The organism is uncultured Pseudokineococcus sp. (genome assembly GCF_947499845.1).
Taxonomy (GTDB): Bacteria; Actinomycetota; Actinomycetes; order Actinomycetales; family Quadrisphaeraceae; genus Pseudokineococcus.
The window spans coordinates 41234-56669 of the sequence record NZ_CANMPM010000018.1 but is presented as its reverse complement, the minus strand read 5'-3'; the positions used below and the strand labels follow the sequence as shown (position 1 = coordinate 56669).

At 77.1% G+C, this 15436-nt stretch carries 13 protein-coding genes; 7 read left to right on the top strand and 6 right to left on the bottom strand.

Annotated elements, in window-relative coordinates; translation table 11 throughout:
- Positions 1-117: 117 nt before the first annotated feature.
- Positions 118-1023: a GntR family transcriptional regulator gene (locus Q0789_RS14250; RefSeq protein ID WP_298806353.1), complete on the top strand. Its 906-nt coding sequence runs from the start codon at positions 118-120 to the stop codon at positions 1021-1023.
- Between the two features lie 45 nt (positions 1024-1068).
- Here Q0789_RS14250 and Q0789_RS14245 read toward each other — a convergent pair whose 3' ends face one another.
- A complete protein-coding gene (locus Q0789_RS14245; RefSeq protein ID WP_298806352.1) occupies positions 1069-2706 on the bottom strand; it encodes an alpha-amylase family glycosyl hydrolase in 1638 nt (545 codons plus the stop codon).
- Entirely contained in the window at positions 2703-3755 is a 1053-nt protein-coding gene (locus tag Q0789_RS14240; RefSeq protein WP_298806351.1) for a TIGR03885 family FMN-dependent LLM class oxidoreductase, read from the bottom strand. Before Q0789_RS14240 ends, Q0789_RS14245 begins: the two co-directional genes overlap by 4 nt.
- Positions 3756-3843: 88 nt before the next feature.
- On the opposite strand from Q0789_RS14240, the gene Q0789_RS14235 reads away from it, so the two are divergent.
- Positions 3844-4509: a GntR family transcriptional regulator gene (locus Q0789_RS14235; RefSeq protein WP_298806350.1), complete on the top strand. Its 666-nt coding sequence runs from the start codon at positions 3844-3846 to the stop codon at positions 4507-4509.
- Positions 4510-4517: 8 nt separating this feature from the next.
- Positions 4518-5846, top strand: a complete 1329-nt coding sequence (locus Q0789_RS14230) for a nitrate/nitrite transporter (protein WP_298806349.1) — start codon at positions 4518-4520, stop codon at positions 5844-5846.
- Between the two features lie 24 nt (positions 5847-5870).
- On the opposite strand, the gene Q0789_RS14225 is transcribed toward Q0789_RS14230, so the two are convergent.
- Together Q0789_RS14225 and Q0789_RS14220 are read right to left on the bottom strand one after the other, a co-directional pair.
- Positions 5871-6692, bottom strand: coding sequence for an ABC transporter permease subunit (locus tag Q0789_RS14225; RefSeq protein WP_298806348.1), 822 nt, complete (start codon positions 6690-6692; stop codon positions 5871-5873).
- Entirely contained in the window at positions 6689-7669 is a 981-nt protein-coding gene (locus tag Q0789_RS14220) for an ABC transporter ATP-binding protein (RefSeq protein ID WP_298806347.1), read from the bottom strand. Before Q0789_RS14220 ends, Q0789_RS14225 begins: the two co-directional genes overlap by 4 nt.
- Before the next feature lie 445 nt (positions 7670-8114).
- Between Q0789_RS14220 and Q0789_RS14215 the strand changes: the two genes are divergently transcribed.
- The 3 genes from Q0789_RS14215 to Q0789_RS14205 all read left to right on the top strand — a co-directional run bounded on the left by Q0789_RS14215 (position 8115) and on the right by Q0789_RS14205 (position 11121).
- Complete coding sequence (locus tag Q0789_RS14215) at positions 8115-8828, top strand: GAF domain-containing protein (RefSeq protein WP_298806346.1); 714 nt, start codon at positions 8115-8117, stop codon at positions 8826-8828.
- Positions 8829-8911: 83 nt separating this feature from the next.
- The gene (locus tag Q0789_RS14210; protein WP_298806345.1) at positions 8912-9637 is read left to right on the top strand and encodes a GAF and ANTAR domain-containing protein; all 726 of its coding nucleotides are present in this window, start codon (positions 8912-8914) and stop codon (positions 9635-9637) included.
- A 158-nt stretch (positions 9638-9795) separates the two neighbouring features.
- On the top strand, positions 9796-11121 hold the full coding sequence (locus Q0789_RS14205) for a diguanylate cyclase (protein ID WP_298806344.1): 1326 nt from the start codon (positions 9796-9798) through the stop codon (positions 11119-11121).
- On the opposite strand, the gene Q0789_RS14200 is transcribed toward Q0789_RS14205, so the two are convergent.
- Together Q0789_RS14200 and Q0789_RS14195 are read right to left on the bottom strand one after the other, a co-directional pair.
- Positions 11118-11339: an ANTAR domain-containing protein gene (locus tag Q0789_RS14200; RefSeq protein WP_298806342.1), complete on the bottom strand. Its 222-nt coding sequence runs from the start codon at positions 11337-11339 to the stop codon at positions 11118-11120. The two genes, Q0789_RS14205 and Q0789_RS14200, sit on opposite strands and share 4 nt — an antisense overlap.
- A gap of 492 nt (positions 11340-11831) precedes the next feature.
- Positions 11832-12854, bottom strand: coding sequence for an acyl-CoA desaturase (locus Q0789_RS14195; protein ID WP_298806340.1), 1023 nt, complete (start codon positions 12852-12854; stop codon positions 11832-11834).
- Between the two features lie 364 nt (positions 12855-13218).
- Here Q0789_RS14195 and glgX point away from each other — a divergent pair, with 364 nt between their 5' ends.
- Positions 13219-15267, top strand: coding sequence for a glycogen debranching protein GlgX (glgX, locus tag Q0789_RS14190; RefSeq protein ID WP_298806337.1), 2049 nt, complete (start codon positions 13219-13221; stop codon positions 15265-15267).
- Positions 15268-15436: the final 169 nt, after the last annotated feature.

Sequence of the window (15436 nt, the reverse complement as noted above, 5' to 3'; positions counted from 1 at the left end):
TCGCCCTGGTCTACCGCGGCGGCGTCGTCCTGGCCGCCATCCTCACCTGGCTCAAGCCGTAGAGAGACACGCTCTAGGCCCCTCGCCCCTCCCCGGCGGTCGCCTACCCTCCCGCGCGTGGACCACGAGGTGCGACGGCCGCTGCACGCCCGGGTGGCGGCGGCGCTGCGGGCGGAGGTCGACGACCACGCCGCCCCGCCGGGGACCCTGCTGCCGAGCGAGTCCGCGCTCACCGAGCGCTTCGGCGTGAGCCGCTCGGTGGTCCGCCAGGCGCTCGCCGCCCTGGAGGGCGAGGGGCGGGTGCGGCGCGAGAAGGGCCGCGGCACCGTCGTCGTCGACCGCGCCGACCACCGCCGCCTCGTGCAGCGGGCCGGCGGCCTGCACGACCAGCTGGCCACCGGCGGCGCCGTCGTGACCACGCACGTGCTCGAGGCCGTCGTCGAGCCGGCGCCCGAGGTGGCCCGCTGGCTCGACGCCGACGAGGTGCTGCGGCTGGAGCGCGTCCGCAGCGTCGACGGCCGCCCGGTGGCGCGCATCCGCACCCACCTGCCCCTGCCGCTGCTGGCCGGGCTGCGCGCCGAGGACCTCGAGGACGCCTCGCTGCACGCCGCGATGGAGACGCTCGTCGGCGTCCGGCCGCGGCGCGGCTCGCGGCAGGTCCGCGCCGTCGCCGCGGACGAGGGCCTCGCCGCGCAGCTCGGGGTGCGCGCCGGCGACCCGCTGCTCCTGCTCGAGGGGCGCGGTGCCGCCGAGGACGGGACGCCGCTGGAGGTCTTCGCCACCTGGCACCGCGGCGACGCCGTCTCGTTCGAGCTCGACGTCGACGACGTCCGGGCCCGCCCCCTGGCCCCGGGCGAGGCCGGTGGACCGGGGGACCTGCCTGCCCCGGCCGAGGCCGCGCGCCGGGTCGGGCCGACCGCGGAGGGCGACGGCGTCGACGCCCGCCGCCTGCTCGCCGACCTCGACGACGTGCGGGCCCGCCTCGAGGCGCTGGTGGAGGGCGGACCTGCTCGCCGCTCGTGACCGCGCACGGTCACGGGCGGCGACCAGCTCCCCGGGCCGGTGTCGTCAGCCCTTGTCGCCGTACCAGCGGTAGCCGTAGCGCGGCAGCGTGAGCACCAGCCCGCCGGCGGGCACCTCCACCGGGTCGCCGGAGAAGAGCTCGACGACGTCGTCGCCGAGGACGTCGCCCGGCAGGCGCACCTCGACCTCCGCGTCGGACAGGTTGTGCACGGCGACCGTGGTCCGCCCGTCCCAGCGGCAGGCGTGGGCGAGGACGCGCTCGTCGCCGACGTCGAGCAGCTCCAGCGACCCGGCGCCGAGCTCGGGGCGGTCGCGGTAGCGCGCCACGAGGCGCCGCATCGCGTGCAGCAGCGAGGAGGCGTCGGCCTCCTGCGCCGCCACGCCCGTGGGCGCGTCGCGGCCCCAGTCCAGGGGCGTGCGGACGGCGACGCGGCCGGGCACCGAGAGGTCCTCCCGCTGGCCGACCTCCTCGCCGTAGTACAGGACGGGCACGCCGGGCACCGAGAAGACGAGCGCGTAGACCATCTCGAGGCGGTCCTGGTCGCCGTCGAGGATGGTCGGCAGCCGCAGGCGCAGGCCGCGCCCGAAGAGCTGCTGGTCCTCCCGCGGCCCGAAGGCGGCGAGCACCTCGCCGCGCTCGTCCTCGCCCAGCTGGTCGAGGGTCAGCTCGTCGTGGTTGCGTGCGAAGACGCCGAAGGACTTGCCCTCGGGCAGCTCGGGCCGGGAGGCGAGCGTGCGGCGCAGCGGCTCGCTCGTCCCGCGGGCCAGCGCCAGGTACATCGCCTGGTTGAGCGTGAAGTCGAAGTTGATCGTCATGCGGTCGCCGAGGTCGCCGAAGAACGCCTGCTGCTGGGCGTACGGCAGGTTGACCTCGCCGAGCATGAGGGCCTCGCTGCTGCGGCGGGCGAGGAAGGCGCGCATGACGTCGAGCATCCGCATCGACTCGGCCATGTGGTCCCCGTGCTCGCCGCCCTGGCCGGCGTCGTCGACGCCCTCGCCGTCGGGCGCGCCCTCGTCGTCGGCGTCGCCCGTGCGGCTCGCCGTCTCGACGAAGAAGGGCACGGCGTCGACGCGGAAGCCCGCGACGCCGAGCTGGAGCCAGAAGCCCATGATGCGGAGGATCTCCTCGCGCACGTCCTCGTTCGAGGTGTTGAGGTCGGGCTGCGAGGAGTAGAAGCGGTGGCGGTAGTGCTGCCCCGCCTCCTCGTCGTAGGACCAGATGGAGTCCTCCGCGTCGGGGAAGACGTTCTGCGCGTCGGCGTCCGCCGGGTCCGGCTCGTCGCGCCAGACGTACCAGTCGCGGTAGCGCGACTCCCGCGAGGAGCGGGCCTGCTGGAACCACGGGTGGTCCGCGGAGGTGTGGTTGACGACGAGGTCGACGAGCACGCGCATCCCGCGCTCGCGGCAGGCCCGCACCACCTCGACGAAGTCCCCGAGGCTGCCGGTCTGCGGGTCGACGGCGTAGTAGTCGGTGATGTCGTAGCCGTCGTCGCCCTCGGGGGAGGGGTAGAAGGGCTGGAGCCACACGAAGCCGACGCCGAGGCGCGACAGGTGGTCGAGGTGCCGGCCGAGGCCGACGAGGTCGCCGTGCCCGTCGCCGCTGGAGTCGGCGAAGCGCTCGACGTCGAGGCAGTACCCGACGCTCGTCGTCCACCAGTGGTCGGCGGTCGTCGTGAGCCTCACGCCGGCACCCCCTGCGGCGCGCGGGCGACGAGGGCCTCCGCCGTCGTGCCCGCGCCCGTGGTGCCGACGAGGGGCTCGGGCGCCGTGACGTCGAGCTGCGGCAGCACGTGCTGCCCGGCCGCGTCGAGCCACGCGTCCTGGTCCTGCCCCACGTGGTGGAGGTAGAGGCGGTCGAAGCCGAGGCCCGCCATCTCGGCCAGGCGCTCGGCGAGGCGGCCCAGGTCGTGCTCGACGACGACCGGGCCGTCGACGCCGGGCGGTGTCACCTGCCGGCCGACGTCGTCGAACTGCTCGGGCACCGCCAGCTCGGAGAGCACGTGGGAGGCGAAGACGTTGGTGCGCCACTGGTCGTGGGCGAGTCCGAGGGCCTCGTCGCGCGTGGGCGCCCAGGCCACGTGCACCTGGAGGCAGGCCGGTCCGCGTCCCCCGGCGTCGCGGTAGGCGCCGAGCACCTCGCGCAGGACGTCGTCGGAGGAGTTGACGGTGATGAGGCCGTCGGCCCACGTGCCCGCCCACGCGGCGGTGCGGGGGGTGATGGCCGCGGCCAGCAGCGCCGGCGCCGCCTCGGCGGGCGGACGGCTCCACACCCGCGCCCGGTCGACGACGACGCGCCCGCGGTGGGTCACCTCCTCGCCGGCGAGCAGGCGCCGCACGACGTCGACCGTCTCGGCGAGCCGGGCGTCGCGCTCCTCCTTGTGCGGCCAGTCGGTGCCAGTGACGTGCTCGTTCATCAGCTGGCCGGTGCCGAGGGCCGCCCAGAACCGCTGCGGGAACATCTCGGCGAGCGTCGCCACCATCTGCGCGCTGATCGCCGGGTGGTAGCGCTGCCCCGGCGCGTGCACCACGCCGAAGGTCAGGCGCGTGCTCGCCAGCGCGGCGCCGAGCCAGCTCCAGGCGAAGCCCGACTGGCCCTGGGCCGTGCTCCAGGGGGTGATGTGGTCGGAGCACATCGCCGCGCTGAAGCCGACCTCCTCGGCGCGCACGACGTCGCGCAGCAGGCGGCTCGGCGGGATCTGCTCGTGGGAGGCGTGGAAGCCGACGACGGTCACGGGCGCGAACGCTAGGGGCGCCGGGCCGGTCCCGCTCCGTGGGACGCCGGGCCGTCACCCGGCCGGGGCGCGGCACCATAGATGCATCATGCGTCCCAGCCCCGCCCCGACCGTCCCCGCGAGCGCCGAGCCCGCCTCGGCCCGCGTCTACGCCCACCTCAAGGCGGGCATCCTCGACCGCACCTACCCGGGCGGCTCCCTCGTGACCGAGGGGGAGGTGGCCGAGCGCACCGGCGTCAGCCGCACCCCCGTGCGCGAGGCGCTCCTGCAGCTGCAGGCCGAGCGGCTCGTGCAGCTGTTCCCCAAGCGCGGCGCGCTCGTCCTGGCCGTCAGCGACGTCGAGGCCCGCGACGTCCTCGAGGCGCGCGAGCTCGTCGAGCGGTGGGCGGCGCCGCGCGCGGTGGAGCAGCGCGAGCGGCTCCTCCCCGTGCTCGACGCCCACCTGGCCGCCATGGTCGGGGCGCGCGACGACGGCGACGCGCCGGCGCTCGTCGAGGCCGACCGCGCCTTCCACGAGGCCGTCGTCGACGCCGCGGGCAACGCCGTCCTCTCGCGCCTGTACGCCTCGCTGCGCGACCGGCAGCTGTGCATGGGCGTCGCGAGCATGGACATGGGCGCCGCGCGCCGGGACCGCGCCGTCCGCGAGCACACCGGGCTGCGCGACGCGCTGGCCGCGGGCGACGGCGAGGCCTTCGCCCGCCTGTCGGCCGAGCACGTGCGCGGGGCGGGCGACGTGCTGCGGGGCGGGCGATGACGGGGGCGGTGACGACGACGGCGCCGCCGGGGCTGCGCCGCACCCGGGCGCGCGCCTACCTCGTGTGGGGCGTGGGCGTGCTCGCCTACGTCGTCGCCGTCTTCAACCGCACCTCGCTCGGGGTCGCGGGACCGACGGCGCTCGAGCGCTTCTCGACCGGCACGGCGGTGCTGTCGGTCTTCGCCGTCGTCCAGCTCGTCGTCTACGCCGCGATGCAGGTGCCGGTCGGCGTCCTCGTCGACCGCTTCGGCACCAAGCGGCTGCTCGTCGCCGGCGCGGTGGCGATGGTGGCCGGCCAGAGCGTGCTGGCGGTCGTCACCGACGTGCCGGGCGCCTTCGTCGGCCGCGTGCTCGTGGGGCTCGGGGACGCCGTCACCTTCATCAGCGTCCTGCGCCTCGTGCCCGCCTGGTTCGCCGCGCGGCAGGTGCCGGTGCTCACGCAGCTGACCGGGCTGCTCGGCCAGCTGGGGCAGGTGCTCTCGGCCATCCCGCTGGCGGCCGTCCTCGCGGGCCCCGGCTGGTCGGCCGCCTTCGGCGGCGCCGCGGCCGTGGGCGCGCTCGTCGCCGTGCTCGTCCTCGCCGTCCTGCGCGACGCCCCGCCGGACGCCGTCGTCGTCCGGCGCCGGCGGTCGGCCTCCGAGGTGCGCAGCGACCTCGCCGGGGCGTGGCGCGAGCCGGGCACGCGGCTCGGCTTCTGGTGCCACTTCACCTCGCAGTTCTCCGGCATGGTCTTCGCCCTGCTGTGGGGCTACCCGTTCCTCACCCAGGGCCTCGACCTGGCGCCGGTGACGGCCGGCTCCCTGCTCACGCTGCTCGTCGCGGGCGGCGTCGCCGCCGGGCCGGTGGTCGGCCGGCTCACCGCCCTGCACCCGCTGCGGCGCTCGTCGCTCGTGCTCGGCGTCGTCACGACGACGGCGGTCGCCTGGGCCGTGGTGCTCGCCTGGCCCGGCGGCCCGCCGCTGCTCGTCGTCGCGCTGCTCGTGCTCGTGCTGTCCGTCAACGGCCCCGGGTCGATGGTCGGCTTCGACTTCGCGCGCACGGACAACCCGCCCGACCGGCTGGGGACGGCGACCGGCGTCGTCAACACCGGCGGCTTCACGGCCTCGCTGCTCACCATCCTCGGGATCGGCGTGGCGCTCGACCTGCTCGCCGGGGCGGCGACGCCGGACCTCGCCGACTTCCGCGTCGCGCTCGCCCTGCAGTACCTCGTCTGGGGCACCGGCGTCGTCATGGTCCTGCGGACGCGGCGGGTCGCGCGCCGCGAGCTGGCCGCGCGCGGCGTCGACGTGCTGCCGCTGCGGCAGGTGTGGGGCAGCCGCCCGCTCTGGCGGGCCTGAGGGCGGCGGGCTCGGGGCCGCGGATCAGACGTCGCGCGAGCGCAGCAGCGCGACCGCCGCGCCGCCGAGGACGGCGATCCACGCCGCCATGACGAGCAGGCCGGTCCACGGCCCCAGCGGGTCCCCGGTCGGCGCCACCTGCGTCACGACGGCGCCGGCCTGGCCGGGCAGGAAGGGGACCACGCGCCCGAAGGCCTCGACGCCGAGGGCGAAGCCTGCGACCTGCAGGACGCCGGGCAGCACGAGCAGCAGGCCGAGGACGACGGCGACGGCGCCCGCGGCGCTGCGCAGCAGGGCCCCGACGGCCAGAGCCAGCAGCGCCACCCCCGCGAGCCGCAGGCCGGAGCCGAGGACGACCCGCCAGGCGGTCGCCGTGGCCAGCGACGGGGCGGCGTCGCCGTAGAGCGGCAGCGTCACCACCCACGCGAGCAGGACGCCGACGACGCCGACCAGGGCCGCGAGGACGGCGAGGACGACGCCCTTGGCGAGCAGGACGGGCGTGCGCCGCGGGACGGCGGTCATGGTGGCGCGCACCATGCCGGAGGAGTACTCGTTCGTCACGGCCAGGACGCCGAGGACCCCGAGCGTGATCACCGCGACCTCGGTGCCCGCGGTGAGGGCGCCGACGTCGGGCCCGAGCGCGCCGCCCAGGGACGCCGGGTCGGCGGCGTAGAGGGCCGCGGGGAGGACCGGGACGGCCACCACGGCGAGCAGCGTCAGGGCGAGGGCCCACCACGTGGACCGCAGCGTGAGGAGCTTGATGCGCTCCGAGCGCACCACGCGCCCGAAGGTGACGGCGCGGCCGCCGCGCGGGTCGGCGGGGCGGGCGGACGTCGCGGCGCTCATGCGCGGGCCTCCTCGTCGGGGCGCCCCTGCCCGGCGGGCCGTGGACCCGAGCCGGGGGGACCGGCGGGCTGGGACGGGCTCGTGGGGTACTCGACGGCGTCGGCCGTCAGGGTCATGAAGGCGTCCTCGAGCGAGGACTGCTGCGGGGTCAGCTCGTGGACGGCGATGCCGGCGCCCGCCGCGAGGTCGCCGACGGCGGCCGCGTCGGGGCCCCGGACGACGAGGGCCCCGTCGTCGCGGCGCTCCAGCCGCGCTCCCGACCGCTCGAGGAGGGCGCCCAGCTCGCCGGCCCGCGGGCTGCGGACGAGGACGCTCGCGCCGCCGACGCCGCCCACGACGTCGCGCACCGGCCCCTGCGCGACGACGCGCCCCCGGCCGATGACGACGAGGTCGTCGGCGGTGATGGCCATCTCGCTCATGAGGTGGGAGGAGATGAAGACGGTGCGGCCCTCGTCGGCCAGGTGCCGCACGGTCTGCCGCACCCAGCGGACGCCCTCCGGGTCGAGGCCGTTGACGGGCTCGTCGAGCACGAGGACGCGCGGGTCGCCCAGCAGGGCCGCGGCGATGCCGAGGCGCTGGCCCATCCCGAGCGAGAAGCCGCCGACCCGGCGGCGCGCGACGGCGGACAGGCCCGTCATCGCGACGACCTCGTCGACGCGGGCGTCACCGATGCCGTGCGTGGCGGCGAGGGCGCGCAGGTGGCTGCGGGCGCTGCGACCCGGGTGCACGGCGCGCGCCTCGAGGAGGGCGCCCACCTCCTGGAGCGGGGCCGCGGAGTCGGCGTAGGCGCGGCCGTCCACGGTCACGCGGCCCGAGGTCGGGCGGTCCAGCCCGACGACCATGCGCATGGTCGTGGACTTCCCCGCGCCGTTGGGGCCGAGGAAGCCCGTCACACGACCGGGCTCAAGGGTGAAGCTGACGTCGTCCACCGCCGTCCGGTCGCCGTAGCGCTTGGTCAGGTGCTCGGCGACGATCACGCGACGTCCCCCCGGTGTCCCATGGCCGCGACGCTAGGAGCGTCCGACGGAGCGCGGACGAAGGCGCGCCCCGTCGGCGCGTCGCCGACGCGACCGGCTCAGGAGGCGGCGGTGCCCACGACGCCGAGGAGCCCGGCGCCCGGCGCCACGACGAGGAGCCCGCGGAGCCCCGCCGCTGCCGGGCGGCCCCGGGAGGTGGTGCGGCGCTGTCGGTGCGGACGCGCGGCACCCGAGCCCGGACCGCGGGAGCGCGGCGGCTCGCGGCAGGGGGCCGGACGGGAGCACGACCACCCGGGCGGGCGGGGTCGCACGGCGCGAGCGGCTGCCCGCGGCCTGCGATAATGGAGGCTCCTGCGGTGCAGCCAGCAGCGTGGAGCGGGCGCCGGACGTCGTCGACGGCCGGAGCCGCCCGCTGCAGGCCGAGCGACCGACGGGAGGGTCCGGCATGGCGCCGTCGCGCACGCGCGAGATCCTCACCCTCATCAGCGACCCCGACGCGGACCCCGGTGCCCTGGCCCAGCGCCTCGTCGAGCTCTGCACCGCCTCCCTCCCCGTGACGGGCGCGGGCCTGGTCGTGATGACGGACGCGGGCCCCGCCGGGACCGTCGCCGTCTCCGACGGCGCGGCGCGGACCCTCGAGGACCTCCAGTTCACCCTGGGGGAAGGGCCGTGCGTCGCGTCCTCGAGCAGCGGGCGTCCGGTCCTCGTCGCCGACCTCGCCGCCGCCGGCCCCGCCCGGTGGCCCGCCTTCACGGAGGGGGCCCTCGCCGCCGGGGTGCGCGCCGTCTTCGCCCTGCCGCTGCGGGTGGGCGGCATCCGCCTCGGGGTGCTCGACCTCTACCGGGCGGAGGTCGGCCTGCTCGGGCCGCTCGAGCTCGCTGAGGCCCTGGCCTTCGCGGACGCCGCCACGACGGTGCTCCTGCACCTGCAGTCCCGCGCGCCGGAGGGCGGCGACCCGCTCGCACCCTCGACGGTCCCCGTCCTCGACGACCGCGCCGAGGTCCACCAGGCGACCGGCATGGTGTCGGTCCAGGCCGACGTGCCGCTCGCGACGGCGCTGCTGCTGCTGCGGGCCCGGGCCTTCGCGACCGGTCGGCCCGTCGCGGACCTCGCCCGCGACGTGCTCGCGGGCGCCGTCCGCTTCGACGGTGGGGCATGATCGACCGCGGGTGCCCACCGGCACCGGGCGCAGGCCGACCGCATCGCGGTGCCGACGCCGCCGCCCGGCTGAGGAGGACCGACGTGGACGGAGCGCCCCGACGGATCGCCGAGGTGTTCGTGGAGCTGGCGGACACCCTCGTGGACGACTTCGACGTCGTCGACTTCCTCCAGGTGCTCACCGAGCGCTCGGTGGAGCTGCTGCACGCCGACGCGGCCGGGCTCATGCTCGCCGACCAGCGCGGCGGCCTGCGGCTCATGACGTCGACGACGCCGCGGGCCCGATCGCTGGAGATCTTCGAGGTCCAGTCGCTCGAGGGGCCGTGCCTCGACTGCTTCGCCACCGGGGTGCCCGTCGTCAACGTCGACCTCGCCACCGCGGGCGGCCGGTGGCCGCGCTTCGCCGCCGCCGCGGCCGAGCACGGCTACGGGGCCGCCCATGCGCTGCCCCTGCGGCTGCGCAAGGAGGTCATCGGCGCGATCAACCTCTTCAGCGACGCCGCGGTGCGCCTCGACGACGAGGACCTGGCCGTGGGGCAGTCGATGGCCGACATCGCGACGATCGGCCTGCTGCAGGAGCGCTCGCTGCGGGAGAAGTCGGCCCTGTCCGAGCAGCTCCAGACCGCCCTCAGCAGCCGCGTCCTCGTCGAGCAGGCCAAGGGCGTCCTCGCCGAGCGCGCGGGCGTCGGCGTCGACGAGGCCTTCACGCGCTTGCGCACGCGGGCGCGCCGACGCGGCGAGGCGCTGAGCGACGTCGCCGCCGCCGTCGTCCGCGGCGAGCTGGACGTCGAGGACCTCAGCGACCACTAGCCGCCGTCCCCACGGACGCTGCTGGGCGGGTCCGGTCGATCGTCCCCTCACCGGCCCGGGTGGTGGCACCATCGGCCCGTCCGCCGGGTGGGTCCCGGCGGTCGTCGCCCCAGACCCCGGCGGCGCGCTCTCGGGCGCCCCCTCGGCCGGAGCGCGCCATGAACCACCCGAAGGTCCCTCCCGTGCACCGCGGAGCGGTCGTCATCAGCGGCGACCTCGACGAGGACTCCGCCGACGACGTGCGTCGGCGGCTGGCCGCGGCGCTGCGCGCGTCCCCCGACGACGACGTCGTCGTCGACCTGTCGCGCGTGGCCTTCGTCGACTGCGCGGGCCTGGGCGTCCTGCTCGCGGTGCACGACCGCCTCCGGGTCCGGGACCCGGCGCCCCTCGTGCGCCACCTCCTGGCGGCCACCGGCACCGGCGGTCTCCTGCGCGGCGAGGCCGTGCCGGAGGACCCCCTCTGGTCGGACCCGCTGGTCACGTCCACGGTCGGCGCGGTCGAGCACCTGCGCGCGCGCTGGCCGGGCAGCGCCTGGTGGGTGGTGCGGGGCTCGGGGGACGCGTCGGACGTCGTGGCCGCGGCGGGGTCCCTCCCGCCGCGGCTGGTGCCGCCCTGGCCGGGGCCGCCCGCCCCGACGGTGGTCGAGGTCGCCCTGGTCGTCGCCGGCGAGCCCTCGGCCCTGCTCGTGGGCACGGGGGGAGGCGTGGGCGAGGACGACGGCGCCCGGGCGAGCGCGCACCTCATCGGCGGCCTCCTGCAGGCGGCGCTGGGGCAGCGCGCCGCGCTGCTGGCGGCGGAGGGCGCCGCGGCCGTCGCCCGGCGCCTCGCCGAGGTCGACGCGCTGACGGGGCTGCGCAACCGCCGCGGGTGGCGCGCGGCCCTCGACGACGAGCAACGCCGACGCGGACGGACCGGGGCCGCGACGGGCGTCGTCGTCGTCGACCTGGACGGGCTCAAGGCCGTGAACGACCGCCAGGGGCACGCCGCGGGCGACGCCCTGCTGGTGGCGGCCGCCGGCATCCTGCTGCGCTCCTGCCGCCCCCACGACGTCGTGGCCCGCTCGGGCGGCGACGAGTACGCCGTCCTGGCGCTCGACGTCGGGGTGGCGGGCCTCGAGCGGCTGTGCGAGCGCATCCGCGGCGGTCTGGCCGACGCCGGCGTCGCCGCGTCGGTGGCGGGCGCCTGCGAGGAGCCGGACGCGGGGCTGGCCGGCGCGTGGGAGCGGGCCGACCGGCGCATGTACGACGTCAAGCGCGCCCACCGGTCGGGGGTCGGTGCCCGGCCGGACGACCCGTCCGCGGACCCGCGGGCGGGCACCGCGGCGCGCCTGGCGTACATCCACGAGGCGGTGCGGGCGGGGCTCACCCCCTCGCAGGTGCGCGACGCGCTGGCCCAGCAGCAGGACGGGCGAGAGGACGACGAGCCGGGCGAGCGGCGTCGTCCGGGGGGCGAGCCCGCTCCCGACCCGTCGCCCCGGCGCTAGCCCGTCCCGCTGCCCGAGGTCTCCGCCACCACCTCGGCCGCCAGGTCGCGCAGCTTGCGGCCGCTCGCCTGGGACGCCGAGGACAGCAGGGCGAAGGCCTCGTCGGCCGAGCACCCGCGACGGGCCATGAGCACGCCCTTGGCCTGCTCGATGGTGGCGCGCGACGCCATGGCCGCCGTCAGCTGCTCCGCGCGCCCCCGTGCCGCCGCCAGCGCCACCGCGTTGGCGAGGACCGGGCCGGCGCAGCGCGCGACCTCGTCGGCGACGGCCAGGGCCGCCGCGTCCAGGTCCCCGGGCTCGCGGCTGCAGAGGGCGAGGGCGCCGACCGGTCCGGCGGGTCCGGGCAGGGGGGAGGGCGACGACCGAGCGCAGGCCGCGGCGGGCGGCGGCGCTCGCGAAGGGGGCGAGGTGCTCGGGGGGGCGGGCGGTGTCGACGTGCACGGCGCCCCCCGTGGTGGCGGCCTCGAGGACGGGGCCGGGGCCCGCGGCGAGGGCTCGCTCGTCGAGGACCGCGGCGTCCGCGCCCTCGAAGGCGGCGGCCCGGGTGCGCCCCTCCTCGACGACGAGGACGGCGAGGCCGTCGACGCCGGGCAGGGAGCGGGCCCCCGCGCGGACCGCGCGCGCCGCGACCTGGGCGAGGGAGAGGCCGCCGAGCGGCGTCCGCACGAGGTCCTCGAGCGTCTCGGCGGGATCCGCCGGCGCTGGGCCGCTCATCGCAGCTCCCGCGCCAGCGGGCACGAGAAGGTGCCGGGGGCGTGGACGCCGACCCGGTGGAGGTGCCCCACCACCGCCCGGTACGCGCCGAGCACGGAGGTCTCCGTGTAGAGGACGCCCTGCTCCGCGCAGTAGGCGCGCACGAGCACCTGGGCGTGGCGCAGGTTGGCCCTCGGCATGCTCGGGAAGAGGTGGTGCTCCACCTGGTAGTTCAGCCCGCCCATGGCGAGGTCGACGAGCGGCCCGCCGCGCACGTCGCGCGACATGAGCACCTGGCGCTGGAGGAAGTCGACCTTGGCGCCGCGCGGCACGACCGGCATGCCGACGTGGTTGGGCGCGAAGGCGAGCCCCATGGCCACGCCGAGGACGGCGAGGTGCACCCCGGCGAAGGCGGCCGCCCGCCCCGGGGGCAGGAGCAGCAGGAGGAGCGACGCGGCGGCGGCCCAGTGCGCGGCCACGAGGGCGACCTCGACCCGGCGGCGGGGGAGCGCCCGGCGCCCGAGGAGGCGGCGGGTGCTGTCCACGTGCAGGTTGAGCCCCTGCAGCAGCAGGAGGGGGAAGAAGAGCCAGCCCTGGTGCCGGATGATCCAGGCCCGCGGCCCGCGGCGCGCCCGCGCCGCCTCCGGGGTGAAGGCGAGGGCCTTCGAGTCGAGGTCCCCGTCGACGCCGACCTGGTTGGGGGCCTGGTGGTGGCGCGTGTGCTTGCCCGTCCACCAGCCGTAGCTGAGCCCGGTCATGAGGGAGGCGAAGACGCGGCCGGCCACCTCGTTGGCGCGCGCGGAGGCGAAGACCTGGCGGTGCGCGCCGTCGTGGCCGAGGAAGGCCATCTGGGTGGTCACGAGCGCCAGGGCGCCGGCCGCGAGCAGCACCAGCCACGAGTCGCGCAGCAGCGCGGCGGCGGCGACGACCGCGGTCCAGGCGAGGGCCGTGAGGACGATGCGGCGCCAGTAGTCGGCCCGGCGGCGCTCGAGCAGGCCGGCGGCGCGCACCCGGCGGGAGAGCTCGCGGTAGCTGCTCACCTGGCGCTCGCGCGGCCGGCCTCCCACGGCAGCCGGTCCCGCGGCGGGCGAGGGCGGGGCGCTCCCGGTCCGGGCTGGGCCGGGCAGGGCTGGGCCGGACAGCGCTGGGCCGGTCCGGGCGGGGCCGGACAGGGCGGGGCCGGACAGGGCGGGGCCGGACAGGGCGGGGGAGGGGTGCACGGGGGCGCTCCGGGCGTTCGAGGCGACGTCGAGGGCCGACGCGCGGCCGGGTCCGGGGCTGCGAGGCGATGGCCCGATGGGACCACCTCTCGCGGTGCCCGTCCACCCGGCGGCGCGGGTCGCACCGGCGGTCGCCCCGCCGTCCGGTCGCGCCGCGCGGCGCCGGACCGCAGGATCAGCCGTCGTGACCGCTCCCCGCTCCCGCCCCTACCCGCTCGGCGCCACGTGGCGCGACGGCGTCCTCGACGTCGCCGTCTCCTCCGAGACCGCCGACGCCGTCGAGGTCTGCCTCTTCGGCACCGCCGACGAGCCCCACGACGAGCGGCGGGTGCGCCTGACCGAGCGGACCGGCCACGTCTTCCACGGCCTCGTCGACGGCGCCGGGCCCGGCACCCGCTACGGCCTGCGCGTCCACGGCGAGTGGGCCCCCGACCGGGGGCTGCGCCACAACCCGCACAAGCTGCTGCTCGACCCGCACGCCCGCGCCGTCGAGGGCGGGTGGACCTGGGGCGAGGAGGTCTTCGGCCACCACCACGACGCGCCCGAGACGCTCAACGAGGCGGACTCGGCGCCCTCGAGCCCGCGGTGCGTCGTCGTCGACGACGCCTTCGACTGGGGCGACGACGCGCCGCCGCGCACGCCGATGGCCGACACGGTCGTCTACGAGGTGCACGTCAAGGGCTTCACGCAGCAGCACCCGGACGTGCCGGAGGAGATCCGCGGGACGTACGCGGGCCTGGCGCACCCGGCGGCGGTCCAGCACCTCGTCGACCTCGGGGTGACCGCCGTCGAGCTGCTCCCCGTCCACCAGTTCGCCCAGGACAGCCACCTCCTCGAGAAGGGGCTGCGCAACTACTGGGGCTACAACTCGATCGCGTTCCTCGCGCCCCACGGCGAGTACTCCTCGGCCGGCGACGGGGGCGCGCAGGTCGGCGAGTTCAAGGCGCTCGTCAAGGCGCTGCACGCCGCGGGCCTGGAGGTCGTCCTCGACGTCGTCTACAACCACACGGCCGAGGGCAACCACCTCGGGCCGACGCTGTCGCTCAAGGGCATCGACAACGGCGCGTACTACCGGCTCGTCGAGGACCAGCCGGACGCGTACTTCGACACCACCGGCACGGGCAACAGCCTCAACGTCGGCCACCCGGCGGCGCTGCAGCTCGTCATGGACTCGCTGCGCTACTGGGTCACCGAGATGCACGTCGACGGCTTCCGCTTCGACCTGGCGACGACGCTGACCCGCCAGGACGGCGACGCCGAGGTCCACAGCGCCTTCCTCACGCTCGTCCACCAGGACCCGGTGCTCGCCCGGGTCAAGCTCATCGCCGAGCCCTGGGACGTCGCCGGCTACCAGGTGGGCGGCTTCCCGGCGCGGTGGTCGGAGTGGAACGGCAAGTTCCGCGACGACGTCCGCGACTTCTGGCGCGGCGCGGACGGCGCCCTCGGCGCGCTCGCGCAGCGGCTCACCGGCAGCCCCGACGTCTACGAGGGCGCGGGCCGCTCGGCGCTGTGCAGCGTCAACTTCGTCACCGCGCACGACGGGTTCACGCTCGCCGACCTCACGATGTACGAGCAGAAGCACAACGAGGCCAACGGCGAGGACAACGAGGACGGCGAGAGCGACAACCGCAGCGACAACAACGGCGCCGAGGGCCCGACGGCGGACGCCGAGGTCGACGAGCGCCGCGACCGCCAGCGCCGCAACCTCCTCGCCACCCTCGTGCTGTCCGCCGGCGTGCCGATGGTCCTCGGCGGCGACGAGATCGCCCGCAGCCAGGGCGGCAACAACAACGCCTACTGCCAGGACGACGAGATCTCCTGGTTCGACTGGGCGCAGGCCGACCGGGACCTGCAGGCGTTCACGACCGAGCTGCTCGCTCTGCGCCGCGACAACCCCGTGCTGCGTCCGCGCTGGTACGGCGACGAGGGCCCCGGCACCCGCTCGGTGCGGATGCTGCGCGCCGACGGCGCCGACATGGGCCCGGAGGACTGGGACGACCCGGCGGCCAAGTCGCTCGGCGTCCAGATGAGCCCGGGCGAGGGCGCGGAGGAGGGCGCGTCGTTACTCCTGCTGCTCAACGCCGCCGACGGGCCGGTCGACTTCTCGGTGCCCGACGCGCCGGGCGGCGCCTGGACGCTGGCGATGTCGAGCGACCCCGAGCAGGAGGTCGGCAAGCAGGTGCAGGACCTCTTCGTCCGCGACCGGTCCTTCACGCTGCTGCGCTCGGCCTGACGCCGGGCTCCCGCCGTCCGTCACCCCCGGACTTCGTAGCCTCCCTCCGCCTCCGGGGCCCTCGAGGGCGGACGAAGGCTACGAAGTCCGGGGGGCGGGGATCCGTCGCCCCTCCCGTCCTCGTCGTGACGTGCGCCGCCGCGATGAGTCCCGGCCGTCGGACCGGTCT